The organism is Hymenobacter sp. BT559 (genome assembly GCF_016427535.1).
Lineage (GTDB): Bacteria > Bacteroidota > Bacteroidia > Cytophagales > Hymenobacteraceae > Hymenobacter.
Window position 1 is genome coordinate 222,943 of sequence record NZ_JAELXV010000003.1, and the last position, 26,497, is coordinate 249,439.

Sequence of the window (26,497 nt, forward strand, 5' to 3'; positions counted from 1 at the left end):
TCCTTCACGCTGGAGTTACTAATCCAACGACAAAGGAAAGATTGCCACGCTCCACTTCGTTACGCTCGCAATGACAAGCCGCTATTTTAGAGGATGAGCATCGCGTCGCCGTAGGCGAAGAAGCGGTACTTCTCCTTGATAGCTTCCTCGTAGGCCGCCATCAGCAGCTTGTAGCCCGCAAAGGCCGAAGCCATCATCACGAGCGTGCTTTCGGGCAGGTGGAAGTTGGTGAGCAGCGAGTTAGCGATTTTGAAGTCGTAGGGCGGGTAGATGAACTTGTCGTTCCAGCCCTGAGTCACCTTCACGCGGCTGCTGGCCGATACCGAGGCATCGAGGGCGCGCATGGTGGTGGTGCCAATGGCGCACACTTGCTTTTTGGCGTCTATCGACTTGTTAATAATCTGGGCGGCCTCGGCATTCACGAAGAACTGCTCCGAGTCCATCTTGTGCTTGGTCAGGTCTTCCACATCTACGTTGCGGTAGGTACCTAGGCCTACGTGCATCGTGATGAAAGCCTTCTCTACACCTTTGATTTCCATGCGCTTCATCACCTCGCGCGAGAAGTGCAGGCCGGCTGCGGGGGCAGCTACGGCACCGATGTTCTCGGCAAAAATGGTTTGGTAGCGCTCTTTGTCGCCTTCCTCGGTTTCGCGCTTCAGCACGTCCTTGGGCACGGGCGTTTCGCCCAGCTCGTAAAGAGCCTTGCGGAACTCCTCGTCGGTGCCGTCGAACAAGAACTTGATGGTGCGGCCGCGCGACGTGGTGTTGTCAATAACTTCAGCCACGATGTCGGAGTCGCCGAAGTAGAGCTTGTTGCCCACCCGGATTTTGCGGGCCGGGTCTACCAGCACATCCCACAAGCGCAGCTCCTTGTTCAGCTCGCGCAGCAAGAACACTTCTATCTGAGCACCCGTGCGCTCTTTCTGGCCGTACATGCGGGCCGGAAATACTTTAGTATCATTAAAAACGAATACATCACCTTCGTTGAAGTATTCGAGAATATCTTTGAACATCCGGTGCTCGAACTGGCCGGTGGCGCGGTTTACGACCATCAGGCGCGACTCGTCGCGGTGCCGGGCCGGATGCGAAGCAATCAGCTCTTCGGGGAGTTCAAATTTGAACTCGTGCAGTTTCATCGCCATGTAGTGGGACGTACTAGGGGGAAGTTACCAAAAATTTGGGCGGGCAAAGGTACGCGTTTGTTTTGAGATTCCGAATACCTTTGCGCTGCTTATCTGCTACTTGCCTTTTCTGCTCCGCTTATGCTGCTCGCCCTACGCCTCACGTTCGAGAGTTTTGTCTTTGCCTGGCAGGCGCTGCGGTCTAACCTGTTGCGCACCATTTTGTCGCTCCTAGGGGTCACGGTGGGCATTTTTGCCATCATTGCCGTCTTCATGATAGTCGATTCGCTGGAGACTAACGTGCGCCAAAGCATGAGTTTCATGGGCGATAAGGTGGTGTACGTGGGCAAGTGGCCCTGGGTATTTGAGCCCAACCAACCTTGGTGGAAGTATTTCAACCGCCCGGTGCCCACGGCTCGCGAGTTTCGGCAGCTCGAACGCATGCTAACGCCCGGCGGCAACAAGGGCGTGGCCATCTTCGTGAGCAAGAGCGGCAACACCTTCAAGGCTGGCTCTAACTCGGTGACTGACTGCGCTCTGCAAGGGGTGAGCTACGACTACCGCAACGTATCGAGCGTACCCGTAGAGCAAGGCCGCTACTTTACGCTGCAAGAAGTTGATGGTGGCCGGCCAGTGGCCATCATCGGGGCCACCATTGCTGAGAATCTCTACCCCGGCATCGACCCCGTGGGGCAGGACTTTAAAACCCACGGCCGCCACTTTACCGTGATTGGCGTGCTGAAAAAGGAGGGTAAAAACCTCCTAGGTGCCCCCAGCAACGATGCCAACTGCCTTATTCCTTACAACACCTTCGCCGGCATCTTTGCCCTCAGCAGCACCGGCATGAGCGGCCCTTCGCCCAACATTGGCGTGAAGGGGGTTGATACCGACCCCGGCCTGCTCAGCCTAGAGGCTGAGATGCAGGGCGCCATGCGCACCATCCGCGGCCTCAAGCCCCGCGAGGAAGACAACTTTGCCCTGAACCGGCCCGAGATGATAGCCTCGCTCATTACCAAGCTCTTCAGCGTCATTGGCTTGGCAGGGGCCGTTATTGGGTCGTTTGCGATGCTGGTGGGCGGCTTTGGTATTGCCAACATCATGTTTGTGTCGGTGCGCGAGCGCACCAATATCATTGGCATTCAGAAGTCGCTGGGGGCCAAGAACTACTTTATCCTGTTCCAGTTTCTGTTCGAGGCCGTGTTTCTTTGCCTCCTAGGTGGCGCGGCGGGCATTTTCTTGGTGTGGCTCGTCACGTTCATTCCGCTCGGCGACCTCACGCTGTTCCTCAGCCCCGGCAACATTACCCTAGGGCTGTTGGTGTCAATCGGCATTGGCGTGGTGGCGGGTATCGTGCCGGCCGTGCTGGCCGCCAACCTCGACCCGGTTATCGCCATTCGGGCCAAGTAGCGCAGGCATAATATGGCGGGCGCGGAACGATAGGGCCCGCAAAATGCTTGTTACTCCTTGGGCTCTTATATTCGCCCCCTTGTGGCCGCCCCGCTTGCTGAGCTGGGGCGGTTTCGTTTTTTCCCCACCCTGGCAATATGTCCAAACTGAAGAAAACCAGCAAAACCAAGCTAGCCGACGACAACCTGAACGCTGGCTCGGGCAAGACCATCGTGCAGCCCAACGTCAACGACAACAAGCTGACGAGCATTACCGAACTGCGCCAGCAGACGGGCAATATGCCCAAGACAAGCCCCGACCCCGACGAGCAGCGCATCCGCAAAGCCTTTGTTGATAAAGACTGGAACGAGATTAAAATTGCCGATAGCTGGCAGATTTTCAAAGTGATGGCCGAGTTTGTGGAGGGCTTCGAGAAGCTCTCTAAGATTGGCCCATGCGTGAGCATTTTCGGCTCGGCCCGCACCAAGCCCGACAACCAGTACTATCAGCTGGCCGAGGAAATCGCCTCCAAGCTGGTGCGCCACGGTTACGGCGTCATCACGGGCGGCGGCCCCGGCATTATGGAAGCCGGCAACAAAGGTGCCCGCGCCGAGGGCGGCAAGTCGGTGGGCCTCAACATTGAGTTGCCCTTCGAGCAAACGCACAACATCTACATCGACTCGGACAAGTGCATCGACTTCGATTACTTTTTCGTGCGCAAGGTTATGTTTGTGAAGTATGCGCAGGCCTTCGTGGGCATGCCTGGCGGCTTCGGCACCATCGACGAGCTGTTTGAGGCTCTTACGCTGATTCAGACCAAGAAAATTGGGCGCTTCCCCATTGTGCTGGTAGGCTCGGCCTACTGGGGCGGCCTCTTCGACTGGATTCAGAACGTAATGCTGGGCGAGGAGCGCAATATCTCGCCTGAGGACATGGACCTCGTGCAAATAGTAGACGACGCCAGCGAAGCCGTCAAAATCATCGACGACTTCTACCACAAGTACTCGCTGTCGCCCAACTTCTAGGTATTCACTATTCAGCAGCCAAGCGGCCGGCCCAGTGCAACGTGCACCGGGCCGGCCGTTTGAGTTTTCAGGCTAGCGGACGAGGTTTCAGTAGCCTTCTTCTAATGCGTAGTCCGACTGGTCGGTTTGGTGAGCCACGGGAAGCGCGATGGGCCGGCCCAGCTGGTTTACTTGCTGGCGCATGGCTAGCTCGTCTTCAAAAACAACGACGCGCCCAATAATGTACCAGGTAAAAGCTGCGGCTAGTAGCTGCGCCCCCGCATCGAGTAGGGCGGGCAATAGGTTGGCTTGGGCGATACCATCCGAGTCATTACCACCCATTTTAGAGGTGATGCGGCCCATAATCATCTTCAGCACAAAGGCTGCCCACCACCACCCTAGGATGTTGGAGGGCTGCACAATGCGGCCCCAGGCAGCGCGCTGCGTGTCTTGCCACACTTCCTTCATGATGGTGTAAGGCCGCACAAAGTTGAGGAAAGGCACAAACCAGGCGCCGGCCGCCCACCCCTCGGAGTGCTCCGGGCGAATAGTGGGAACCTGATGCAAGTTGAAATAAGCCCGCCGAAACCACATGATTAGTGCAATGTAGCTACCCACCAAGAAGACGAGCTCGGTCAGCGTGAGAGCCAGATACAGGTAGTATAGCCCGGTAGTGAGCATAGACGCGGTGCCAGCCACGGCATCGTCCCAATCGGGCAGGCCGAGGCCTATGAAGCATAACGTGGCCAGGGCGCCCGACACGAGCGCAAAAATCAAGAAGATGAGGCGAGCCACGCGGGCGCGCTCTTTGTTATCGCGAAGCATAAAGTTGTTGAATAGGCTGAGTTAAATAGGTTTGGTACAAACATAAGCTGGCTGTTAGTAACCAGCTTAGTAAACTAGCCACTAAAATTAGTCCGGCGGTTTTAAGCGTCTTTCCGTACTTTGTTTGCTATGTCTGAAACCACGCCCTCGCCCGCCAAAAAGCTTTTCCTGCTTGACGCTTTTGCCCTCATCTACCGCTCGCACTTTGCCTTTGCCAAAAACCCTCGGGTCAACTCGAAGGGCATGAATACCGGGGCCATCCTGGGCTTTACTAATACCCTGGTAGAGGTGCTGCTCAAGGAGAAGCCGACCCACCTAGGGGTGTGCTTCGACTCGGGCAAGACCTTTCGGCACGAGAAGGACGAGAACTACAAGGCCAATCGCCAGGCCATGCCCGAGGACATTGGCATTGCCATCCCGTACATCAAGCAGATTATTGAGGGGTTCCACATCCCGATATTGCTGATGCCCGGCTACGAGGCCGACGACGTGATTGGCACCCTAGCCCAGAAGGCCGAGGCCGAAGGCTTTGAGGTGTTTATGATGACGCCCGACAAAGATTATTGCCAGCTCGTGACCGAGCACATCAAGATTTACCGCCCCGCCTTCATGGGCAACGCGGCCGAGGTGCTTGATGTGCAGCACGTGCTGGAGCGCTTCGAGATTGAGCGCACCGAGCAAGTGATTGATATCCTAGGCTTGCAGGGCGACGCAAGCGATAACATTCCGGGTATTCCCGGCATTGGGGAGAAGACGGCTAAGGCGCTTATCAAGCAGTTTGGCTCGGTCGAAAACCTGATTGCCAATTCGGACAAGTTGAAAGGCAAGCAGCAGGAAAACGTGCGCAACTTCGCTGAGCAGGGGTTGCTGAGTAAGGAGCTAGCCACGATACACGTGAACGTGCCCATTGACTTTGAGGCCGATAAACTGGTAATGGATGCGCCCGATGCCACGCGGCTGCGGGCGTTGTTTGAGGAGCTGGAGTTTCGGCAGCTCGCCGCCCGCGTGCTGGGTGAGAGTGGCGCGGGCAGCGCCGGCCGGGCACCGGCAGCCCCCGTGGGCCGCGGCGCCCGCCGGCCCAAAGTAGCCGCGGCCCCAGCTGGCCAGGGCTCGCTTTTTGGCGAGGGCAGCGCGGCCGTTATCAACGCGGCCGAAAACGGCGACCTAGGGCCCGATGCGCCCGCCGAGTACTACGACGGCCCCACCAAAACCTTGGAAGACGTGCCGCACCACTACCACCTGGTGGACACGCCCGAGCTGCGCAAGTCGCTGATGCAGTTCTTGCTCCAGCAAAAGGAAGTCAGCTTTGATACCGAAACCACGGGCCTGAACACTATGACGGCGCGACTGGTAGGCCTGAGCTTTAGCTGGGTGCCGGGCGAGGCGTACTACGTGCCCGTGCCCAGCGACGACGCCGAGGCCAGCCAGGCGCTGGTAAATGAGTTTTGTCCCTTCTTCGAGAACGAGCAGATTCTGAAAATCGGGCAAAACATCAAGTACGACCTGCTGATACTGAAGAACTACAATGTGCGCGTAAGCGGGCCGTTCTTCGATACCATGCTGGCGCACTACCTCATCGAACCCGACATGCGCCACAACATGGACGTGCTGGCCGAAACCTACCTGCATTATTCGCCGGTGCCCATCACCGACCTCATCGGGCCCAAGGGTAAGAACCAGAAGACAATGGCCGACCTGGAGCCGGCCCGCGTGAAAGACTACGCCTGCGAAGACGCCGACGTGACCCTGCAGCTGCGCCACGTGTTTGAGCCCATGCTCAAGGACCTAGGGCTGCTGGGCTTGCTCAACGATGTCGAAAACCCGCTGGTACCGGTGCTTGCCGACATCGAGCACGCTGGCGTGCGCATCGACTCGGGCGCCATGAATGAGTACTCGGCCGAGCTGCAAGGCTATGTGCAGGAGCTCGAAACCCAGATTTTCAAAGAAGCCGGGCAGGAGTTCAACATCGGCTCGCCCAAGCAGCTAGGCGAGGTGCTGTTTGATAAGATGCAGATTGGCGGCGGCAAAATCAAAAAAACTAAGACCGGCCAGTACGCCACCGGCGAAGAAGTACTGAGCCAGCTGGCCGGCGATTACCCCATCGCGGGCCTCATCCTGGAGTACCGCCAGCTCACCAAGCTGCGCAGCACCTACGTAGAAGCCCTACCGCAGCTGGTGTGCACCGATGGCCGCGTGCACACGACCTTCAACCAGGCCGTGACGGCTACCGGGCGCTTGTCGTCGACCAACCCCAATCTGCAGAACATTCCCATCCGCACCGAGAAGGGCCGCGAAATCCGCAAGGCCTTCGTGCCGCGCGACGAAAACCACATTTTGTTGGCGGCCGACTACTCGCAGGTCGAGCTGCGCATCATGGCCGACTTCTCGGGCGATGCCACGATGATAGAAGCCTTCCGCCTAGGGCAGGATGTGCACCGCAGCACCGCTAGTAAGGTTTTCCATGTGCCCCTAGAAGAAGTGGATAGCGAGATGCGCCGCAAGGCTAAGACCGTCAACTTCGGTATCATCTACGGCATCTCAGCCTTCGGCCTGGCCCAGCGCATCGGCATCAGCCGCAAGGAGGCGACTGATATCATCGAGACCTACTTCCAAGAGTTCCCGTCGGTGAAGCAGTTCATGGACGACAGCATTAACCGCGCCCGCGAGCTCGAATACGCCGAAACCTTGCTCAAGCGCCGCCGCTACCTGCGCGACATCAACTCGCGCAACGCTACGCTGCGCGGCTACACTGAGCGCAACGCCATCAACGCGCCCATCCAGGGCACGGCCGCCGACATCATCAAGATGGCGATGATTAACATCCACGATTGGCTCGAAAAAGAGCGCCTAGGTACCAAAATGATACTGCAGGTGCACGACGAACTCGTGTTCGACGCCGTAAATGAAGAAGTGGAATATGTGACGCCCAAAATCCGCGAGCTAATGACCACTGCCCTGCTGCTGCCCCACGGCGTGCCGCTAGAGGTGGAAGTAGGCACCGGCGACAACTGGCTGAAGGCGCACTAGGTGAGCTTGTAAGTAGCATGAATATTTGGAAACACTGCTTGCTGTCGCAGCATAAGTTTGGTGGGCAGCCGGGTGATTTTTTACCTGTGCATCGCTTTCTGGATAGCAGTAAGTTGTTTTGCTACCATCCCCGGCACCGATTATTGCTGCATCATACCGTAGGTATTGAATGGGCTATCGAGCTGCTAGGTGATGTGTTGACTACCAGTGATAACCGACAGGTGTTGGTGCGCGATGTGGCTGCCGCTCATTGCCAAGAAGACCTGTTGGGCCGAGTGCCTACGCTAGCGGAGTGGCTACCAGGCCCTGCCCCAGAGTTGCTGGCTGCCCTACCCATAGCTAGCCCCGATGAGTTGCCTGCAACGCTAACACCAGCGTTGCGGCAACTACTGCTGCGGCCTTATTTGCGTACTGGTCAGGTAGCTGCGCTGCTGCTCACGTGCAGCACATTTGGCATGTACCTCGCCGAGCAGCTACTAGGCCTTGCTGCTGCCGAGGAGCTGCTGCGGTGGCAGCCTGCACCAGTGCCGGTGGCCCAGTTGCTGGCGCATATTACTTTGCGCCACCCTTGGCAATATCGCCCCGACCCCCGGGCCTTGGCTTGGCTGCAACAGCAGGAGCAAGAGTAAGCTACCAATTCACCTTTTTAATAAATGACGCCATGCTGGATGGTCCTCTGTCAGCTATTCAAACGCAACTCGTACACCTGCTGAAGGCGGGGCATAAGTTGAGTGTGCGTTGGGATTGTGGTGGCGATGAAAGCTTTGTATATACCAAGATTGATGATAGCGAGCTGAAAGCCAATTACAGCTCTGATAATGATTTGTCTGTGCTCATGGATGAGTATATCACCGAACTGTTGGACCTACCCGCCGCCGGCGAGTTTAGCATGCAGGGTGATGGACGCATCTTTCAGGAAGGCAAGGAGATAATTATAGATTATAAATCGCGGGCAACTACTTACTGGGACGATGATGATAGCTGGAAAGACTATCTCTCTGACGAGCAGTTAGCCGATATAGGAGTCAGTCCTCGTGAAAAGGAGCCGTTACCTACTGAGGTGTCTAACAGTATAGAGAGCCAGCCACTTACCAGCGAAGTAGATACTCCTATTGATTCCGTTGCTTCAGGAGATGAAGAAGATGAGCAGGGAGGTACATATGACCCTGATATGAGTGATGACTATTCTGGCCGTCGCGTCTTATTCACTCTACCTTAAAGTTGGCGAAAGCGTAGTAGCAGACTACCCCAGCCACCCAAACAGTCCCGCCGCTAGCGCGGCTCCTAGCAGCGGCCCCACTACCGGAACCCAGGCGTAAGACCACTCGCTGCTGCCCTTGCCCCGGATAGGCAATAGCGAGTGCATAAGGCGCGGCATCAGGTCACGGGCAGGGTTAATGGCGTAGCCAGTAGTGCCACCTAGGCCAAGGCCGATAATCCACACTAGCAGCGCCACTGGTAGCGCGCCTACTGCACCCAGCCCAATGGCCGTGTGCGTAGCCGTGAGCTCGGGCTGGGTTTGGCTGTTGTAAAAAACAACCAGTAGGAGTACCAGCGTGCCTACTACCTCACTGAGTAAGTTTAGCTTATGGTTGCGGATGGCCGGGCCGGTGCAGAATACCGCTAACTTCAGAAGTGGCTCGGGGGTGCGGTCGAAATGGTCTTTGAACAGCAGCCACGCCAGTAAAGACCCTAGGGCGGCGCCCAACAGTTGGGCCAGCACGTAGGGTAGCACCTGCGCCCACGCAAACTTGCCGGCCAGCGCCAGGCCCAGCGATACGGCGGGGTTGAGGTGGGCGCCGCTGTAGGGGTTGGCTACTACCACACCCACGTACACGGCCAGGGCCCAACCTGTAGCGATGACCAGCCAGCCACTGTTGTGGCCCTTGGTGTCGGCCAGTACTACGTTGGCATTGGTGGCGGTGCCCGTGAGCATGAGCACAGCGGTGCCCACCAGCTCGGCGGTGAAAGGACTCATCTAGGAAGGGTAGAAAATGGGGTAGGGCCTAGCTGGGTTGCTGGGTTACCCGTAGGCGCGGCACCGCAGGTTGTTTGTTTCGGCGCTCTAACTTAGCCCCCAATGTCTGCGAAATCTATTTACTACGCCGCCTGCCAGGCTTTCTTGACCCAGCGCATAGCCCTGGCCCGCGCCGAGATGCAAGCCGCCCAGGATTCATCAAATACCGATACCAAAAGCAGCGCCGGCGACAAGTACGAAACTGGCCGCGCTATGGCCCAGCAAGAGCGCGACCGCCACGCCGCCCAGCTCCACGAGGCCCAGCAGCTATTGGGGGCGCTGCAAAAAATCAACCCTGAGCTCGCCAGCGACACCGTACGCCTGGGGGCACTGGCCAGCACCAGCCTAGGGCTGTTTTACCTGAGCGTTAGCGCAGGGCGGCTGGCCACGTCCGATGGGCAGGAGTTTATGGCCGTGTCGCCGGCCGCACCGCTGGCGGCGGCCCTGAGCGGGCGGCGGGCCGGCGAAGAAGTGCTATTCAACGGCAAGCCGGTGCGGGTGTTGGCCGTGAGCTAGCACCGCCCGCGCACCCTGCCAGCTCAGGTAGACGTAAGCAGGAGTATGGAAGCTACTCTTCGCCAACTAGCCACCCTCCCGGCCCCCAAAACCACCCCGCTGCAAGACGTGGCGCGCTGCCTGCTGGGCAGCTTTATGGTGGTGGCCGGCACCGGCCACCTCACCTTCGTGCGCCACGATTTTCAGGCCCAGGTGCCCGACTTCGTGCCGATGGACAAAGACACTGTGGTGCTACTCTCGGGCGTGGTCGAAATCGCCCTAGGGCTGGCCCTGCTTTTCCTGAAAGGCAAAAACCGGGTGCGTATGGGCCTGGGCCTAGCGGCGTTTTACGTGGCTATTTTTCCGGGCAATATTCACCAGTATACGGAGCGCATTTCGGCGTTCAACCTCGACACCGATGGCAAGCGGCTGGCCCGGCTATTTGGGCAGCCCGTGCTGGTGGGCGCAGCCCTATGGAGCACCGGCGCACTCAAGGCACTGCGCAAAAAGTAGTGTGCAGCGGAGCTTCTCGCTACTGCGCCTTCTCATTTTTAGCCACCACAAACATGCGGTCGCCAAACTGGCCAGTCAGCTTATTGAGCCAGTAAGTAGGGTACTGCGTGCCGAGCTTGGTGGCCTGCTCCACGAGGTTGCCACCTAGGCGGATATTGGCCGGCGCCTTCACGGGGTTGAGCAAATCGACCACCGAAAAACCGTTTTTGGCCAGCATCTTGCGGATGGTGTTTGGCGTGAACTCGTAGAGGTGGTAGGGTAGAATATCCATGCGGCGCTGGCGACCTAGGGCTTTGTAGGCGGCAAAACCCAGGCGCATGCTCGGCAGGTTCGTCACGCTGGGCAGGGCTAGCACCAGCAGCCCGCCGGGGCTCAGGATGCGGCCAAACTTGCGGATGGCGGCGGCCGGCGACAGCAGGTGCTCTAGCACGTCGCCTAGGTAGGCTAGGTCGAACTGATTTTCGTGAAAGTCCTCGGTGGTTTCGATGTTGCCGGTCACCACGGGTAGGCCCAACTCGCGGCGGGCATAGTCGGCGGCGTGGGCCGATATTTCGAGGCCTGAGGTTTCCCAGCCCAGGCTTTGCAGGCTCTTAAGGGTGTAGCCGGGGCCGCAGCCCACCTCTAGGTACCGAAATTTGCGGCCGGGGTAGTGCCGCTGCATATAGGTCGTGAACTTGTCTTCCTTGACCTTACTCAAATCCAGGTTTTTGCCTTCTTCAATAAACGCCTTATCCTTTTCGGTACGGTCGTAGTTGGGGCGGTCCGTGAAGTATTCCTTACCATACAGCTTTTCGAGCTGCGCTGGCGTGGGCTGGGGGTCGAGAAAAGCGAGGTCGCAGCTGGTGCAACGGGTGCCTTGCAGGCGCTGGCCGTCAAAGAGATAGTAAAAGGGGAGGGGCTCGAAGCGCGTGGCTCCGCACAAATCACAATGACGCATTTTTCAATTATCAGTGAGCAATTATCAATTATCAGCAAGGCGGCTGGGCGATAAAGGCAACTGATTTTAGCTGTAAAGTTCAGCAGCAGAACCCAACTCCGCGGCAAGTCGTTGGTTGAGTAGCTAATTGCCAACTGATACTTGTTCGATGATAACTGAAAAGCTAGACGCCATTGTAATCGGGGCCGGCCCCGTGGGCTTGGCCTGCGCGCTCGAAATTCAGCGCCAGGGCCTCAGCGTGGCGGTGGTAGATAAGGGCGCCCTGGTCAACTCTATTGTGGGCTACCCCACCAATATGGAGTTTTTCTCTACTCCCGAGCTGCTCGAAATCGGGGGCTACCCCTTCCCGATGGCTTCTTACAAGCCGCACCGCGAAGATGCCCTCGACTACTACCAGCGCGTGGCCGCCTCCGAAAAGCTTAGTCTGCGCCTCTACGAGCGCGTAACCGGCCTGCGTGGCCAGGCCGGCGACTTTGTGGTCGAAACCACGAAGGGCGAAATCGCCACCCGCACCGTCGTAGTAGCCACCGGCTTTTTCGACGTGCCCAACCCCCTAGGGGTACCTGGCGAGGACTTGCCGCACGTAAATCATTATTTTAAAGAGCCCTACGCCCACGCCGGCCAAAACGTAGTGGTGGTAGGAGCCAAAAATTCGTCGGCCAAAGCCGCGTTGTCGCTGGCTCGCTCGGGAGCCCGTGCCACGCTGGTAGTGCGCGGCGCCGAAGTGTCGGAGAGCGTGAAGTACTGGATTCGGCCCGACCTGCTCAACCGCATCAAGGAGGGGCGCATTACGGCGTATTTTAATACCACCATCACGGCTATCACGCCGCACACAGTAGAGGTCATTACGCCCGAAGGACCGCTCAGTATTCCGGCCGACTACGTGTACGCCCTCACCGGCTACCGCCCCGATTACTCGCTGCTGGTCGATATGCTGGCCCTGCCGCTAGATGAAAACGACCCCGCCCGGCCCATTCTTTTCGACCCTGCCACGCACGAAACGGCGCGCCCCGGCGTGTACGCCGCCGGCACCGTGTGCGGCGGCTTGGCCACCAGCCGCTGGTTTATTGAGAACGGCCGGCACCACGCGCAGCTCATTGCGGCGGCGCTAGCTGGCGCTCCGGTAAATGCCTAGGAAGCAACAATACCGCATAAAAAAGCCGCTTGCTTCGTACAAAGCAAGCGGCTTTTTTATGTGTTGGTTAGAGAGCTAGGGAGCGAACGTAACATCTACCGTGGCGCCACTCAGAGTGCCGGTCAAGCGCAAGCTGTTGCTTGTTAGTTCTTTGATATCGAAAGTGCCATTTAGAGGCGTATTAGGTACGGTGAGCTGCATTTGTGTCTGCTCGCTGTTAGCAAAGCTCCAAGAGCCGGTTTGCGTTTGCGGGTCCGTGGCATTGCATTTGGTTGCACCAGCATCGTCTACCACAGTCTTATCCGTGTTAAACTTGAAAGTGTCGTCATTGTAGCAAGTAGGGAGCACTACGTTGATTGGGAATGAATTTGTGCCAAGGCTAACTGTGCCAGTCGATATCTTCCACTTAGGGGTCGTCAACAATTCGGTGCGCGAAGGAGCAGGTGCGGGCTCGCTGTTTTTATCGCAAGCGCCTAGGGCAGCTATTCCGATGAGAAGAAGGTAGGCTTTTTTCATAGCAGGAGAGAGCTAAGTAGAATGAGAACGCAAGCTACACTCTGGCCACGCATTCTCGCTCATTTGCAGGTGAGTATCGCCTACTGGCAAGCGCTGGCCGCCGGGATGGCATAAGAGTAGCCTGCCGCTGCCCCGCGCTGAAAAAACGCGCACCCAGTAGCTGAGTCGCCCATCTGCTGTGCCAATCGGCCCAGCAAAAACAGCGTGCGGCCGTCTTCGGGCTGGCTCTCTAGCGCTTGAAAGTAGGCAGTGCGGGCGTCGGCGTAGCGCCCTAGGTGGGCCAACGCGGCGCCCTCGGCCTGCAGGTAGGAAAGGGGTACGGCGCGGCCCAGGCGCTGGTATTGGCGGTGGCCCTGGCGCAGGTCGGCCAGGGCGGGGCGGGGGCGGCGTAGGTCAAGCAGGCGGTTTTCGCCGCGAGCCAGGTAGGCCTCGGCTAGTGTAGTGTCGAGGCGTAAGGCCTGCGAGTAGCTACGCTCAGCCTCGGCCGGCTGGTGCAGCACTACCTGGCAGCGACCTAGGCGGTAGAGCACGCGGGCGGTTTCGGGGGTGGGCAGTGGGTCGGTGCCAGCGGCGCTGGCCAGTAGGGCAGCTTGGTAGTCGGCCCGGGCCGTGGCGTAGTCGTGGTTAATGTCTTCGGCGAGCTGGCCCCGCAGGCGCAGGGCCGAGGTGTAGTCGTCGCGGAAGGCAATGGCTTGGTCGAGGTAGCTGTAGGCAGTGCTCCACTGGCCCTGGGCAAAGGCCTTGCGAGCGTCGTCGTAATTAACGCCCGCCGCCACGCGGTCCATCACCACCTTGGCCGAGATACCAAACAAGAAAATGAGCCCCGTAATGGCCGCTACCAACCAGAAATCCTGGCGGTTGAAGCGCACCTGCTGGCGAGGCACGCGCTGCTGGTAGTGGCGCTCGCGGCTGCCTGCCGGGGGGCGGGTGCGCAGCGGGCGGGTGGCCATGGGCGGGGGCATGTGGTACACCGAGGGGCCACTGGCGGCAGCTTCGGCCGCGGCGCGGCGCTGGCTGTCGGCGTACTGGGCAGCTTGCTGCAACTGGTAGTCGTACTGGGCGCGGCGGCCGGGGTCAGACAGCACCCGGTAGGCGGCGGCTACGGCCTTAAATTGCTCTTCGTGGCGTGGGTCGCCGCCGTGCTTGTCGGGGTGCAGCTGGTTGGCTAAGCGCCGGTAGGCCTGCTTGATAACCTCGACCGAAGCCGTTGCGGGCACCCCTAGCACCTGGTAATGATTTTGACTCACGTCCCGAAAAAATTAAAGAGAAGCCAGGGATAAAAGTTAGCCCTGGCCGCAAGTTTTGCGTAAAGAACGCCCTAGGTAGGCGGGCTGTTGCCCACGGCGCCTGCTTCTTAACCGCAACTTCTAGCTAAACAATTCCTCTTTTATGGCGACCCTGACCGACGACAAAACGCCGCGCAACGATAGCCTCATCAGCAACCTCACCGGCTACCTCGACACGCGCATCGACATTGTGCGCCTCGAAACTCAGGAGAAGGTTAAGGGTGTGTTTGTGAGCACTGTACACGGCGTAGCCCTAGCTTTTCTAGGTATCCTATTCATCGTGTTTGGCTCCGTTTACCTGGGCCTGGCCCTGAACCAAGCGCTCGAAAGCCCATCGGCCGGCTTTGGGCTGGTAGCGGCGCTATACTTGGTGCTGGCGGTGCTTTTCTTCGTGGGCGTCGATAAGAAAGTATTTCAAGGGGTAGCTGATAAGCTGCTCAATAACACCATCTACAAATCGGATAAGCGCGACGCGGCAAAGTAATTTGTCCGGCCGGCGGCACCCTAGGTCGCCCTTGCCCTGCCGAGCCTACCTAGGGCGCCTGCCCCACGTTTCTCTCCTCTACTTAGCAACCAACACCTACTATGGCTGAGCCGAACAACCCGCTGTTTGAAGACGAAAAGGAATTTCTGGAGCGCAAAAAGCTCGAGTATGAACGGGCTTTGCGCGGTGATGTCGAAGAAATAAAAGAGCAGACCATTCATGTCGGCAAGCTAGCGCTAGTGGGCGCGGGTGTGGCCGGCGGTGTGTGGCTGCTCGTGAAAGCCTTTAGCGGCAACAAAAGCAAGAAGAAGCATAAAAAGCATAAGCGCCATTCTTCCTTCGAAGACTACGCGGGCTTTGATGGCTACGAAGGCTACGATGATGCGCACGACGAGGAGCTAGATGCCTTGGCTACCGCTTACAACTCGCCAGAGTACGCTTACGACCACGCCAACCGCTACTCAGAAGAAGATGGCTTTTACCAAGAGGGTAATCGGGCCGACTACTTCCAGGATGAGGATAGCGATGACGACGATAATGGCCTGAGCGATTATCCCGACTTCCCGGCCCACTCTAGCTCGCAGCACGGCACCGATGCGTATAGCGAAGGCGCTACCGATACGGATACCACCTACGGCAGCCACGACGACCCAGGCGTGTACAGCACCGATACTGGCGTGTACCACACCGACGAAGACCAAGGTGATGATGACCTAGATGACGCGGAGCCGTCCCATTCGTTTGCTTCGCCCAATTCGTACCAAGCGCGCCCTTACGACGATAGCCGCCGCTTACCAGAATCGGATAGCTTTACCGAGCTGGATGAGAAAGATGAGTACGCGCAACCTGCTGAAAACGAAACGACCGAGGCTAAAAAGCCGTGGCTGATACCAACTGTGATGGCCTTTGCCCAGAGTGAAACGGGTAAGGTGCTAGTAGCGCAGGCTGCCGCAATGGCCCTGGCCTTCGTGAGCAGCAAGGTGAAGGATATTCTGCCGCGCAATGAGGACAAAGCCGGCAAAAATGCCGACCTTGCGCACTCATCGGCCTTGGCGGGCGCTTCGCCTGTTACTTGGCCTGCCAACACTGCCGCTCAGGATGCCTCTGCTGCCGCCCACCACGACACCGACGCCAACTCCCACCGCGAGCCGCTTGCTTGATTCGCTAGTCGGGCTGCGGCGGCGCGGGCGCAAGGCCCTGGCCGTGCTGCTCGACCCCGATGATTTTGCTGCCGATAGCCTGCGCCACTTGCTGCGCTTGGCCCGTCAGCACCCCGTTGATTTCTTCCTCGTTGGGGGCAGCCTGGTGCTTACCGAGCACCAAGCTGCCCTCATTGCGTTGCTGAAGGCTGAGGCGCCGCAGGTGCCCGTTATCCTGTTTCCGAGCCACGCCCTGCACGTAGACCCCGCCGCTGATGGCATACTGCTACTGTCGCTCATCTCGGGGCGCAATCCTGACTTTCTCATCGGGCAGCACGTAGTAGCTGCCCCGCGCCTGCGCCAGAGCGGCTTGCAACTGCTGCCCACCGGCTATATGCTGGTTGATAGTGGCCGCCCCACCACGGCGTCGTACATCAGCGGCACCACGCCTTTGCCCCACGACAAGCCCAGCATCGCGGCGGCTACGGCCATGGCCGGCGAGCAGCTAGGACTGCGCCTCATGTACCTCGACGGGGGCAGTGGCGCCCAGCACCCCGTGTCGGCGGCCATGATACGGGCCGTGCGCGAAGCCGTAGATGTGCCCCTCATCGTGGGCGGCGGGCTAAACACGGGCGAGAAGATTCACGCCGCCCTAGGTGCCGGCGCCGACCTCGTAGTAGTAGGCAACCATATCGAGCACAACCCCAACTTCCTAGCCGAAGCCGTAGCCGCTACCCGTACCGCAGATTCGAACGGATTTGTCGAATTTAACGGATACGCCCGCTAAAGCGGGCTAGCTATTCAGGAGAGGCATAATAGTGCAGAATGCCAGTCTGCAGCCATTAGGCTATACTACGCCCACTGTGTCCACCTAGAAGTCAAGACCTCTACATACTATTCAAAAACACAACAGGCCGCCTATTTGGGCGGCCTGTTGTGTTTTTGAATAGTATAACCAGTTAGTCAGCCTGCTATAGCAGGCGTATCCGTTAAATCCGACAAATCCGTTCGAATCTGCGGTCCTAGATGTTCATGGCCGATTCGCGGCGGCGCATCTTACCGGCCGGAATGCCAAACATCATCTTGAAACGGCGGCAGAAGTAGGCAGTGTCTTTATATCCCACCTCGCGGCCGATGTCGCGGATGCTCTTCTTGGTAGTGCGCAGCAGCGATACCGCACGCTCCATGCGCTGGTATTCGATGTAGTCCTGAGGGTTAATGTTGGTCAGCATCTTGAAATACTGGCCCACATAGTCCTCGCTCACGCCTGCTACGCCAGCCAGCACCTTGTTCGAGAGGTCACCGCTCAGGTTCTCCTTAATGAAGTTGAACAGGTCAATGAGGCGCGGGTCTTTGAAGTACGTGCTGTTGGTGGCAAGCTGCTCCACAAAGAGGTTATTGCGCAAGATGTAGCGCACTACCTCCACCACGATGTTTTCGGTGTAGATGCTTACCAGCCGCTCGCGACCCGGCAAATCTTGTAGCGTTTCTTCAACAACTTTAATAATAAGGTTAGCCAGCTTAGAGTTGCCTTTGATAACAAAGGCCGGCACGTCGAGAGACGAGAAAAAGTTAACCGAGTCGAATACTTTGGCCTCGAAGGCTACAAAGCTGTGGCTTTCTTCGGCGTCGCCAATAAGGTCCAGGTTATCGTTAGAAGAGAAGAACCGGTCCTTGTTTGTAATCAGGTCGTCGTTAGAAATAACCCGGCTGCTAGCCCCGGCGCCGTAGCCAATACGGGTGGCGCGGCCGCCCGGCACAAACAGCAGTTCGCCTTCTTCTACGACTTGCTCGTCTTCGCCGAAGCGAATTTGTCCCCGGTGCAATAAAATAATATTATTACCCACGTCATATACGTTGCGGGCCGTAAAGCCTTGCCGTAGTACCAAATTCTTGGCCTTTATGTAGCGGACCCCTAGTGATTCGATGACTTTATTGTAATCTTCCATAAGTTAATGAGTAGCTCTTGGGTATAATGGGTGTTAAAAGTGCCGAAAGTTACGACTTAATAATCCAATAAAGCATGGAAAAATTCAGTAAAAATAAAAACCCAAGCCAAAAGGCCTGGGTTTTGTGCAAAATGCTTGAAAACAAGGGCCGCAGAAGGCCTATTTGAGTATTTCCCGCGAAATCACAATTTTCTGAATTTCAGAAGTGCCTTCGTAAATCTGCGTGATTTTAGCGTCTCGCATGAAGCGTTCTACGTGGTATTCTTTCACAAAACCGTAGCCGCCGTGAATCTGCACTGCCTCGACCGAAGCGTCCATGGCAGTCTTTGAAGCGAAGAGCTTGGCCATGGCGCCGCTCTTGGCGTAGTCGGCTCCGTTGTCCTTATCAGCGGCAGCCTTTAGGCACAGCAGGCGCGCGGCTTCTATGTTGGTCGCCATGTCGGCCAGCTTGAACTGAATGGCTTGGTGCTTGGCAATCTCTACGCCAAAGGCCTTGCGCTCCTTCGCATACTTGATGCTGAGCTCAAGCGAGCCCGAGGCGATACCTAGGGCCTGCGCCGCAATGCCGATGCGGCCACCAGCCAGCACTTGCATGGCAAACTTGAAGCCGAAGCCATCTTCGCCAATGCGATTCTCCTTAGGCACCTTCACATCGTTGAAGAGCAGCGAGCACGTGTCAGAGCCCCGAATACCAAGTTTATTCTCCTTCGGCCCTTGCTGAAAGCCGGGCATGTCCTTGTCCACAATCAGCACGTTGATGCCGCGCGACTTTAGCTCAGGGTTGGTCTGGGCAATGACGAGGTATACCGATGCCGTAGTGCCGTTAGTAATCCAGTTTTTGGTGCCGTTCAGCAGGTAGTAATCGCCTTTGTCTTCGGCAGTGGTGCGCTGGCTGGTAGCGTCGGAGCCCGCCTCGGGCTCGGAGAGGGCAAAAGCACCGATTATCTCGCCCGAGCACAGGCGAGGCAGGTACTTCTGCTTCTGCTCTTCAGTGCCATATTTTTCGAGGCCCCAGCACACCAGCGAGTTATTCACCGACATAATAACCGAGCACGAAGCATCGACCTTAGAGATTTCTTCCATGGCCAGCACGTAGCTCACGGTGTCGAGGCCCGAGCCACCGTATTCGGGGCTTACCATCATGCCCATGAAGCCGAGCTCGCCCATCTTCTTGATTTGCTCGGCCGGAAATTTCTGGTGTTCGTCGCGCTCAATTACGCCTGCCCATAGCTCTTGGGCAAAGTCGCGGGCCGCGTCGCGCACCGCTAGCTGCTCTTCTGTGAGCTGAAACGGGGAGGTGGGGGCAGTGGTGGTCATCATACGGGGTGGGGGCCGAAGCCAGGGGGAGGGTAGAGTGAAAAAGAGACACGAAAATACGGCCTAGGGTGCATGTAGGCCGAAAAAAAGTCGTCATGCCGAATACCGGCATGACGACTTTTTAGTTCACTAAGAAGCAGATAGTGCTGCTTTAGTTACGGCGGCTACCGCCCAGGAAAATGCTGACGTAATAGAGCAGCGTGGCTAGCGAGCTAAGCGCGGCCACTACGTAGGTCATGGCTGCCCACCAGAGCGCGTCTTTGGCGCCCGCGTGCTCCTGGGTGGTCACCACGCCGCTGCGGTCCATCCAGGCTAGCGCCCGGCTCGAAGCGTCGAACTCGACGGGCAGCGTGACAAACGAGAACAGCGTTGTGAGCGCAAACAGCCCAATGCCGATACCTAGGGGAATGACGCTGGTGCGTATCATGAAGATGCCCGCCAACAAAAGGAAGGGCATGAACTTCGACACGGCCGACAGCGCCGGCACCATAGCCGAGCGGAACTTGAGGAAGCTGTAGGCCTGCGCGTGCTGCACAGCGTGGCCACACTCGTGGGCAGCTACGGCAGCAGCGGCTACCGAGCGCTCGTTATACACGTCGGCGCTTAGGTTCACGGTCTTGTTGGTGGGGTCGTAGTGGTCAGTTAGGCTACCGTCGGTGCTGGTAATCTGCACGTCGTAGATGCCATGGTCGGCGAGCATCTTGGCGGCCACCTCGCGGCCACTCAGGTTGGCGCGCAGACCTACCTGGCCGTACTCTTTAAACTTGCTACGCAGTCGCCATTGCACCGCAGCGCTGGCGACCATTATTAAAATCAGAAGCAGGTACATAATGAAGAAAAGATGAAGTAGCTAATTAAACGGCTAGCCCCCGGTAGCGGTTGCCTCTAGGTAGACGCGCTACTTAACCGCGTGCTTTAGCTACAATACTCGATGTGCTGTAGCCCGCTACGAGCGGCACGGTCAGGACTTGTCCGCCTCTCTTTAACACCAATTCGTGCCCCACAATTCCGTCAATCGCGTAGTCATCGCCCTTTACCAAAATGTCGGGCTGCACCAGTTCGATGAGCCGCAGCGGCGTGGGCTCGCCAAACAGCACCACGGCATCGACAAAAGCCAGCGCGGCCATGATGCGCGCCCGCGAGGTCTGGTCTTGAAGTGGCCGGCCGGGCTTAAGGGCGCTCACCGAGGCGTCGGTGTTCAGGCCCACCACCAGGCGGTCGCCGAGCGCTCGCGCCTTTTCGAGGTAGTCTACGTGCCCTAGGTGCAGCAAATCGAAGCAGCCGTTGGTGAACACTATGCGCTCGCCATTGGCGCGCCAGGCGTTGAGGGTGGCGGGCAATTGGATTTCGGTTAGAATTTTGTCAGCAGTCATAAGTTAGATAGTAGAGAAAAAAGAATGTCATTGCGAGCGCAGCAAAGCAATCGCACCCGACGAGTACCCGAGCGGTACAACTGAACAGGTGCGATTGCTTCGCTGCGCTCGCAATGACAATCAAAAAAATACCTATTCCGTCGTCAGCGGCTCGTGTACCAGCGCATCGGCTTCGTCTACTACGTTGCCTTTGTCGGCCGCTGCCACGGCTACAAAGCTGATGCCACCCATGAGCACCACCAGCAGCGTTTGGGCGCCGTGCACCACCAAGGCGTAGGCAATGCCAGCCTCCTTGCTGATGCCGTACACCAGCAAGATGCCTTGCACCAACACGTGAAATGGCCCGATGCCGCCCGCCACCGGCGCAGCCATGCCAAATGCACCAAAGGTGAGCACCGCCAAGCCGGCACGCATGTCGAGGCCGTAGGTTTCGGGGAAGCAGAAGAAAGCCAGGTAGTCGAGCAAGTAATAAACCAGCCAGGTAAAGAGCGTGTGGAGCAAAAAGAGCCCTTTCTTCCTGAGCTTGAGCACGCTGAATACGCCCGCTAGCAGGCCTTTCACAAATACGATGCCCTTGTTAAACAGTGCGTTCTGCCGCAGCTTTTCGAGATTGCGAAACAGCGCGTAGCCCACGCTGGCCAGCAGCACCAGCCCCACCACAGCCGCTATTACCAGCGGCGTGGGGTTTCGAGCAATGGTGTCGGCTTTGCCGCCGAGTAGCTCATTGTTGAAGAAACCCCAGAAGGTCTTAAAATCGAGTAGTAGCGTGCTGCTCAATAAAATAAGTAGCATGAGCACGTCAATCACGCGCTCGGTCACGACGGTACCTAGGGCCACCTGCACCGGCACGCCGCTGGTGCGCCGTAGCACCGAGCACCGGATAACCTCGCCCGCGCGCGGCAGTACCAAGTTGGCGAGGTAGCCCACCATCATGGCGTGGTACACCTTCCAGTAAGAGGCGGGGTGCTGGGAGGCGTCGAGCTGCATTTGCCAGCGGTAGGCGCGGCTGAAGTATCCTAGGGCCGAAAGTACGAGCGAGAGACTCAGCCAGAAGTAGTTAGCGGTGCGGATGTAGTGCCCGATGCGCGACAAATCTTGGCCGCGCACCGCATACCACATGAGGGCGCCCGAAATGCTGAGGAGCAGCGCGTACTTAAGGACGGTAAGAAGGTGCTTCATAGATTGTTGGCTAGTAGCTGCTGGCCTGGCTGACAAGCTAGCAGCTACTAGCCAGCAGCGAGCAGCTTAGGTAAGGCGGTTGTGTTGGTCGGGGAAAATGACGGTCGGCTTGTGCTCGCGCGCCTCTTTAAAATCGACCAAGGCGTACGAAAACACGATAACCACGTCGCCCACAGCCACGCGGCGGGCGGCGGGGCCGTTGAGGCAGATGGTGCCCGTGCCGCGCTCGCCCCGGATGGTGTAGGTTTCGAGGCGCTCGCCGTTATTAACATTTACCACCGTTACCTTCTCATTTTCAACCATATTGGCGGCGTCGAGCAGGTCTTCGTCAATGGTAATGCTGCCCACGTAGTGCAGCTCGGCCTGGGTTACCTTGACGCGGTGAATCTTGGATTTAAGAACTTCGATGTGCATAAAAGCAGGATAAAATAGCCCTCAAAGATACCAGCCTCAGGCGTCTATGCTCGGCAAGGGCGGCTGGGGCCACGCCAAATGAGTTTAGGACGGATGGGGGGTACTGCGTAGCTTAGCCGCCCAACTTGCTGCCTAGCTCTCCTTCAGTCGTATGAAAATCACCAAGCTGCTCGTAGCCAATCGGGGGGAAATTGCCATTCGCGTGTTTCGCGCCGCCTCCGAGCTCGGTATCCCCACGGTAGCCATCTACACCTACGAAGACCGGTATTCGCTGCACCGCTACAAGGCCGATGAGGCGTACCAGATTGGGCGCGACGACGAGCCGCTGCGGCCCTACCTCGATATCGAAGGCGTTATTAAAGTAGCCAAGGAAAACGGTGCCAATGCCATTCACCCCGGCTATGGCTTTCTGAGCGAAAACGCCACCCTGGCCCGCCGCTGCCGCGAGGAAGGCATCATTTTCGTGGGCCCGCGCCCTGAGGTGATGGAGGCCCTAGGTGACAAAGTAGCCGCCAAAGAAGTAGCGATGAACTGCGGCGTGCCGCTCATCGAGAGCTCGGAGCAAGACCTGACCGACATCGATGTGGCCCTGGCCGAAGCGCACCGCATCGGCTACCCTGTGATGTTGAAAGCCGCGAGTGGCGGCGGGGGCCGCGGCATGCGCGTGATTCGTGACGACGAGCAGCTGGCTAAAGGCTTTTTCGAGGCCCGTAACGAAGCTCAGAATGCGTTTGGCGATGACACGGTGTTCCTCGAAAAGTTTGTGGAGCGCCCTAAGCACATCGAGGTGCAGCTGGTGGGCGACCAGCACGGCCACCTCACGCACCTCTACGAGCGCGACTGCTCGGTGCAGCGCCGCTTCCAGAAGGTGGTAGAAGTGGCCCCGGCCGTGGACCTTACCGAGTCGCTACGCGGTAAGCTCTACGAATATGCTTTGCAGATTGGGCGGGCTGTGGGCTACGACAACGTGGGCACGGTCGAGTTTTTGGTGAACCCCGAACTTGACCGCATCTACTTCATCGAGGTGAACCCCCGCATCCAGGTCGAGCACACGGTGACCGAGATGATAACGGGCGTGGACTTGATTAAAACGCAGCTTTTCATCGCCTCGGGCTTCCCGCTTGAGTCGCCCGAAATCGGCCTAGGTCCCGATGTGGTGGTGCCGCGCATGGGCGTGGCCGTGCAGTGCCGCATCACGACCGAAGACGCCACCAACGACTTCAAGCCCGACTACGGCACGGTGGTGGCCTACCGCTCGGCGGGCGGCTTTGGCATCCGCCTCGACCAAGGCTCGGTGTATCAGGGCGCCGTGATTTCGCCGTTCTTTGACTCGCTGCTGGTGAAGGTGTCAACCCAGGCGCCCACGCTGGCTAGCGCGGCCCAGAAAATGCTGCGCACCCTCGACGAGTTTCGGGTGCGTGGGGTGAAAACCAACATGCAGTTCTTGCAGAACATCGTGCGCAATGCCGACTTCCAGGCTGGCCACGCTACGGTAGATTTCATTAAGGACCACCCCGAGCTGCTGCAGTTTAAGACCCGGCTCGACCGCGCCACGCGCACGCTCAACTTCATTGGGGAGATAACCGTGAACGGCAACCCCGACGTGGCCGGCCGCGTGGACGAGCGCCGCCAGATTCGCAAGCCCCCGCTGCCCGCCGCCGACCTCAGCGTGGCCCCCGCCGATGGCACCCGCCAGAAGCTGCTGGCCCTAGGTCCCGATGAGTTTGCCAAGTGGCTGCGCGCCGAGCCCGCCATCCACTACACCGATACCACGCTGCGCGACGCCCACCAGAGCCTGCTGGCTACCCGCATGCGTACCATCGACATGCTGAAGGTAGCCGACCGCTACGCCCGCCAGCACCCGCAGACGTTCTCGATGGAGGTGTGGGGCGGCGCGACTTTCGACGTAGCCCTGCGCTTCTTGCACGAAGACCCCTGGGCTCGCCTCACGCGGCTGCGCACGGCCGTGCCCAACATCATGCTGCAAATGCTGATACGCGGCGCCAACGGCGTGGGCTACAAGGCCTACCCGGATAACCTGACCGAAAAATTCGTGGCCACGGCCAGCGAAAAAGGCATCGACGTGTTCCGCATCTTCGACTCCCTGAACTGGATGAAGGGCATGGAGGGCTGCATCAACTACGTGCGCAAGCAAACGCCCGGCCTGGCCGAAGGCAGCATCTGCTACACCGGCGATATTCTCGATACCAGCAGGCCCAAGTACAACCTCAACTACTACCTCACGCTGGCCCGCCAGCTGGAGGAGGCTGGCGCGCACATCCTCTGCATCAAGGATATGGCGGGCTTACTCAAGCCCTACGCCGCCGCCGAGCTGATACCCGCGCTGCGTGAAACGGTGAAGATTCCGATTCACCTGCACACCCACGACACCAGCAGCCTGCAACCTGCCACCTATCTCAAGGCCGTGGAGGCGGGCGTAAACGTGATTGACGTGGCCCTAGGTGGCCTTTCGGGCCTCACCTCGCAGCCCAACTTCAACTCGGTGGTCGAGATGCTGCGCCACTCGCCCCGCCACCGCGAGTTCGACCAGGCCAGCCTCAACCAGTTCAGCGACTACTTCGAGGCCCTGCGCGAGCAGTACTATCCCTTCGAGAGCGGCCTGCTGGCCGGCACGGCCGAGGTTTACGAGCACGAAATCCCCGGCGGGCAGTACTCCAACCTGCGGCCCCAGGCGGCGGCCTTAGGTCTGCTCGACAAGTTTGGCGAGGTGAAGCAGCGCTTCCACGACGCCAACGAACTGCTGGGCGATATTCCGAAAGTGACGCCTTCCTCTAAGGTGGTCGGCGACTTGTCCTTGTTCATGGTGTCGAATAATCTGACGCCGCAGGACGTGTTGGAGAAAGGCCCAACGCTCAACTTCCCCGAGTCGGTACGCGAGCTGCTGCGCGGCGACATCGGCCAGCCCGAAGGCGGTTGGCCCCAGGACATTCAGCAGGCCGTACTGCGCGACGAGAAGCCCTTCACCGAGCGGCCTGGCGAGCACTTGGCGCCCATTGACTTCGACAAGGAGTGGGCCGAATTTGAGAAAACGCACCCCTACGCGCAGTTCACCGACCTGCTCTCTAGCTTGCTTTACCCCAAGGTATTTGCTGACTATTGGGAGTTCCGCAAGAGCTACGGCGATGTGAGCCGCGTGCCCACGCCGGTGTTCTTCTTCGGCCTGAAAGAGGGGGAGGAAACCATCATCGAGATTGCACGCGGCAAGTCGATTATTATCCGCCTGCAAAGCATCGGCCCGGTCAATGCCGAGGGCATGCGCACTATGTTCTTCACTCTCAATGGCCAGACGCGTAACCTTGAGATACGCGACCAGGGCGTGGAAGTGAAAACCGTGCACAACGCCAAAGCCGACCGCGCCAACCCCAAGCAGATAGCCGCCCCGCTGCAAGGCCTGCTCAGCAAAATGCTGGTCGAGGCTGGCCAGCAGGTCACGAAAAACACGCCGCTCTTCGTTATCGAGGCCATGAAGATGGAAACCACCATCACTGCTCCCGACGACCTCACGGTTGGTGCCATCGCCCTGGGCGAAGGCACCCGCGTGCTGGCCGACGACCTGGTGCTGACGGTGGCTTAGCCGCAACTAATAGCCCCTATTCCTACTCGTAGCAGATTACCTAAAACCAGTAACACGCCAGCACATGCGCTCCTCGCTTTTAGTTCTTGCCTGCCTTGGCCTGCCGCTCGTAGGAATGGCGCAGATTAGTGATTTGCACACCGACCCGCGCGGCGGCACCCTCAACGACCGGTTTGCCCTAGGGTACTTCATGGCACCGCGAGCCAATGAAGCCATTCAGGGCAACGTATTCCTAGTAGCAGCCTGGGCCCCAGGCCAGCTCCTGCTCAATGGTAATAGCAAGCCAATAGAGGCCCCACTCAAATACGACGTGCACAACCAGGAGGTGCGGGCCAAGCGGCCCAATGGCGACTCGGTAGCTGTGTCCGTGACTAGAGTAAAGGAGTTTACGCTTGCCACGCGGCGCTTTGTGTGCTACCCGGCCCCCACGCTGCCGGCCGAGACAGGCGGGGGCTGCGGCGAAGTACTGGCCGATGGTACCCACGCGCAGCTACTAAAATATGTGCGCAAAACCGTTGTGAAGCAGGCCGCCCAAGGTGGTGCCTATGCTTCTAGCTCTAGCGTTGATGCGCTGGAGGCCCAAACCACTTACTACCTGCGCTGGGCCGATGGGCGCTTCGTGCCCATGCGCCTCAAGCGCAGCAGCCTCGAGCAGGCGCTTGCGGGCCAGCCCGCCGCCCTGGCTGCCCTCAAGGCTCGCAAAGGCAGCCTAGGCAGCGAAACCGAGTTGGCCGCCGCCGTAGTAGCCCTCGACCCATTGCTTACCGCGCCCACGCGCTAGTTTT

At 58.5% G+C, this 26,497-nt stretch carries 25 protein-coding genes; 13 read left to right on the plus strand and 12 right to left on the minus strand.

All coding sequences use genetic code 11. The features are described from left to right. Window positions 1-86 precede the first annotated feature (86 nt). The gene (queA, locus tag JAO77_RS11780; RefSeq protein ID WP_198990578.1) at window positions 87-1,136 is read right to left on the minus strand and encodes a tRNA preQ1(34) S-adenosylmethionine ribosyltransferase-isomerase QueA; all 1,050 of its coding nucleotides are present in this window, start codon (window positions 1,134-1,136) and stop codon (window positions 87-89) included. Window positions 1,137-1,265: 129 nt separating this feature from the next. Between queA and JAO77_RS11785 the strand changes: the two genes are divergently transcribed. Both JAO77_RS11785 and JAO77_RS11790 read left to right on the plus strand, forming a co-directional pair. Continuing rightward, window positions 1,266-2,528, plus strand: coding sequence for an ABC transporter permease (locus tag JAO77_RS11785; RefSeq protein WP_198991073.1), 1,263 nt, complete (start codon window positions 1,266-1,268; stop codon window positions 2,526-2,528). 137 nt (window positions 2,529-2,665) lie between these two features. Further along, entirely contained in the window at window positions 2,666-3,532 is an 867-nt protein-coding gene (locus JAO77_RS11790) for an LOG family protein (RefSeq protein WP_198990579.1), read from the plus strand. 87 nt (window positions 3,533-3,619) lie between these two features. Here the strand turns inward: JAO77_RS11790 and JAO77_RS11795 are convergent, their stop codons facing one another. Beyond that, a complete protein-coding gene (locus JAO77_RS11795) occupies window positions 3,620-4,336 on the minus strand; it encodes a DUF4328 domain-containing protein (RefSeq protein WP_198990580.1) in 717 nt (238 codons plus the stop codon). Between the two features lie 129 nt (window positions 4,337-4,465). On the opposite strand from JAO77_RS11795, the gene polA reads away from it, so the two are divergent. From polA to JAO77_RS11810, 3 genes are read left to right on the plus strand one after another with little or no spacing between them, the layout of a single operon-like run. Continuing rightward, window positions 4,466-7,363 carry a DNA polymerase I gene (gene polA / locus JAO77_RS11800; protein WP_198990581.1) on the plus strand — a complete coding sequence of 966 codons (2,898 nt, stop codon included), beginning with the start codon at window positions 4,466-4,468 and terminating at the stop codon, window positions 7,361-7,363. A 17-nt stretch (window positions 7,364-7,380) separates the two neighbouring features. Continuing rightward, window positions 7,381-7,992 (plus strand): DUF6915 family protein, encoded by a 612-nt coding sequence (locus JAO77_RS11805; protein WP_198990582.1) that lies wholly within the window; start codon window positions 7,381-7,383, stop codon window positions 7,990-7,992. Window positions 7,993-8,024: 32 nt separating this feature from the next. After that, window positions 8,025-8,582, plus strand: a complete 558-nt coding sequence (locus tag JAO77_RS11810) for a hypothetical protein (RefSeq protein WP_198990583.1) — start codon at window positions 8,025-8,027, stop codon at window positions 8,580-8,582. Between the two features lie 24 nt (window positions 8,583-8,606). On the opposite strand, the gene JAO77_RS11815 is transcribed toward JAO77_RS11810, so the two are convergent. Next, complete coding sequence (locus JAO77_RS11815; RefSeq protein WP_198990584.1) at window positions 8,607-9,341, minus strand: MIP/aquaporin family protein; 735 nt, start codon at window positions 9,339-9,341, stop codon at window positions 8,607-8,609. A 102-nt stretch (window positions 9,342-9,443) separates the two neighbouring features. On the opposite strand from JAO77_RS11815, the gene JAO77_RS11820 reads away from it, so the two are divergent. After that, the gene (locus tag JAO77_RS11820) at window positions 9,444-9,896 is read left to right on the plus strand and encodes a 3-oxoacyl-ACP synthase (RefSeq protein WP_198990585.1); all 453 of its coding nucleotides are present in this window, start codon (window positions 9,444-9,446) and stop codon (window positions 9,894-9,896) included. A gap of 45 nt (window positions 9,897-9,941) precedes the next feature. Further along, the gene (locus JAO77_RS11825; RefSeq protein ID WP_198990586.1) at window positions 9,942-10,388 is read left to right on the plus strand and encodes a DoxX family protein; all 447 of its coding nucleotides are present in this window, start codon (window positions 9,942-9,944) and stop codon (window positions 10,386-10,388) included. Between the two features lie 19 nt (window positions 10,389-10,407). Here JAO77_RS11825 and JAO77_RS11830 read toward each other — a convergent pair whose 3' ends face one another. Then, window positions 10,408-11,325, minus strand: coding sequence for a class I SAM-dependent methyltransferase (locus tag JAO77_RS11830; protein ID WP_198990587.1), 918 nt, complete (start codon window positions 11,323-11,325; stop codon window positions 10,408-10,410). 148 nt (window positions 11,326-11,473) lie between these two features. Between JAO77_RS11830 and JAO77_RS11835 the strand changes: the two genes are divergently transcribed. Next, window positions 11,474-12,460, plus strand: a complete 987-nt coding sequence (locus JAO77_RS11835) for a YpdA family putative bacillithiol disulfide reductase (protein ID WP_198990588.1) — start codon at window positions 11,474-11,476, stop codon at window positions 12,458-12,460. A gap of 75 nt (window positions 12,461-12,535) precedes the next feature. Here JAO77_RS11835 and JAO77_RS11840 read toward each other — a convergent pair whose 3' ends face one another. Next, window positions 12,536-12,976 (minus strand): lipocalin family protein, encoded by a 441-nt coding sequence (locus JAO77_RS11840; protein WP_198990589.1) that lies wholly within the window; start codon window positions 12,974-12,976, stop codon window positions 12,536-12,538. An 80-nt stretch (window positions 12,977-13,056) separates the two neighbouring features. Continuing rightward, a complete protein-coding gene (locus tag JAO77_RS11845; RefSeq protein ID WP_198990590.1) occupies window positions 13,057-14,223 on the minus strand; it encodes a J domain-containing protein in 1,167 nt (388 codons plus the stop codon). A gap of 142 nt (window positions 14,224-14,365) precedes the next feature. Here JAO77_RS11845 and JAO77_RS11850 point away from each other — a divergent pair, with 142 nt between their 5' ends. The 3 genes from JAO77_RS11850 (at window position 14,366) to JAO77_RS11860 (ending at window position 16,672) form a co-directional block, all read left to right on the plus strand. Beyond that, window positions 14,366-14,746 carry a phage holin family protein gene (locus tag JAO77_RS11850; protein ID WP_198990591.1) on the plus strand — a complete coding sequence of 127 codons (381 nt, stop codon included), beginning with the start codon at window positions 14,366-14,368 and terminating at the stop codon, window positions 14,744-14,746. A gap of 101 nt (window positions 14,747-14,847) precedes the next feature. Continuing rightward, window positions 14,848-15,906, plus strand: coding sequence for a hypothetical protein (locus tag JAO77_RS11855; RefSeq protein ID WP_198990592.1), 1,059 nt, complete (start codon window positions 14,848-14,850; stop codon window positions 15,904-15,906). Then, window positions 15,899-16,672 carry a geranylgeranylglyceryl/heptaprenylglyceryl phosphate synthase gene (locus JAO77_RS11860; protein WP_235998390.1) on the plus strand — a complete coding sequence of 258 codons (774 nt, stop codon included), beginning with the start codon at window positions 15,899-15,901 and terminating at the stop codon, window positions 16,670-16,672. Before JAO77_RS11855 ends, JAO77_RS11860 begins: the two co-directional genes overlap by 8 nt. 235 nt (window positions 16,673-16,907) lie before the next feature. Here JAO77_RS11860 and JAO77_RS11865 read toward each other — a convergent pair whose 3' ends face one another. The 6 genes from JAO77_RS11865 to panD form a co-directional block, all read right to left on the minus strand. Next, entirely contained in the window at window positions 16,908-17,834 is a 927-nt protein-coding gene (locus JAO77_RS11865; RefSeq protein WP_144846051.1) for a helix-turn-helix domain-containing protein, read from the minus strand. Between the two features lie 159 nt (window positions 17,835-17,993). Further along, entirely contained in the window at window positions 17,994-19,154 is a 1,161-nt protein-coding gene (locus tag JAO77_RS11870; protein ID WP_286192461.1) for an acyl-CoA dehydrogenase, read from the minus strand. A gap of 148 nt (window positions 19,155-19,302) precedes the next feature. Continuing rightward, window positions 19,303-19,980, minus strand: coding sequence for a zinc metallopeptidase (locus JAO77_RS11875; RefSeq protein ID WP_198990594.1), 678 nt, complete (start codon window positions 19,978-19,980; stop codon window positions 19,303-19,305). Window positions 19,981-20,053: 73 nt separating this feature from the next. Beyond that, a complete protein-coding gene (gene rfaE2 / locus JAO77_RS11880) occupies window positions 20,054-20,524 on the minus strand; it encodes a D-glycero-beta-D-manno-heptose 1-phosphate adenylyltransferase (protein WP_198990595.1) in 471 nt (156 codons plus the stop codon). Window positions 20,525-20,656: 132 nt separating this feature from the next. Beyond that, window positions 20,657-21,703 carry a lysylphosphatidylglycerol synthase transmembrane domain-containing protein gene (locus JAO77_RS11885; RefSeq protein ID WP_198990596.1) on the minus strand — a complete coding sequence of 349 codons (1,047 nt, stop codon included), beginning with the start codon at window positions 21,701-21,703 and terminating at the stop codon, window positions 20,657-20,659. A 66-nt stretch (window positions 21,704-21,769) separates the two neighbouring features. Beyond that, window positions 21,770-22,117 (minus strand): aspartate 1-decarboxylase, encoded by a 348-nt coding sequence (panD, locus tag JAO77_RS11890; RefSeq protein WP_198990597.1) that lies wholly within the window; start codon window positions 22,115-22,117, stop codon window positions 21,770-21,772. A gap of 151 nt (window positions 22,118-22,268) precedes the next feature. Between panD and JAO77_RS11895 the strand changes: the two genes are divergently transcribed. Beyond that, window positions 22,269-25,712, plus strand: a complete 3,444-nt coding sequence (locus JAO77_RS11895) for a pyruvate carboxylase (protein ID WP_198990598.1) — start codon at window positions 22,269-22,271, stop codon at window positions 25,710-25,712. Window positions 25,713-25,827: 115 nt separating this feature from the next. Further along, window positions 25,828-26,493 carry a hypothetical protein gene (locus JAO77_RS11900; protein WP_198990599.1) on the plus strand — a complete coding sequence of 222 codons (666 nt, stop codon included), beginning with the start codon at window positions 25,828-25,830 and terminating at the stop codon, window positions 26,491-26,493. The last annotated feature ends 4 nt before the right edge of the window (window positions 26,494-26,497 follow it).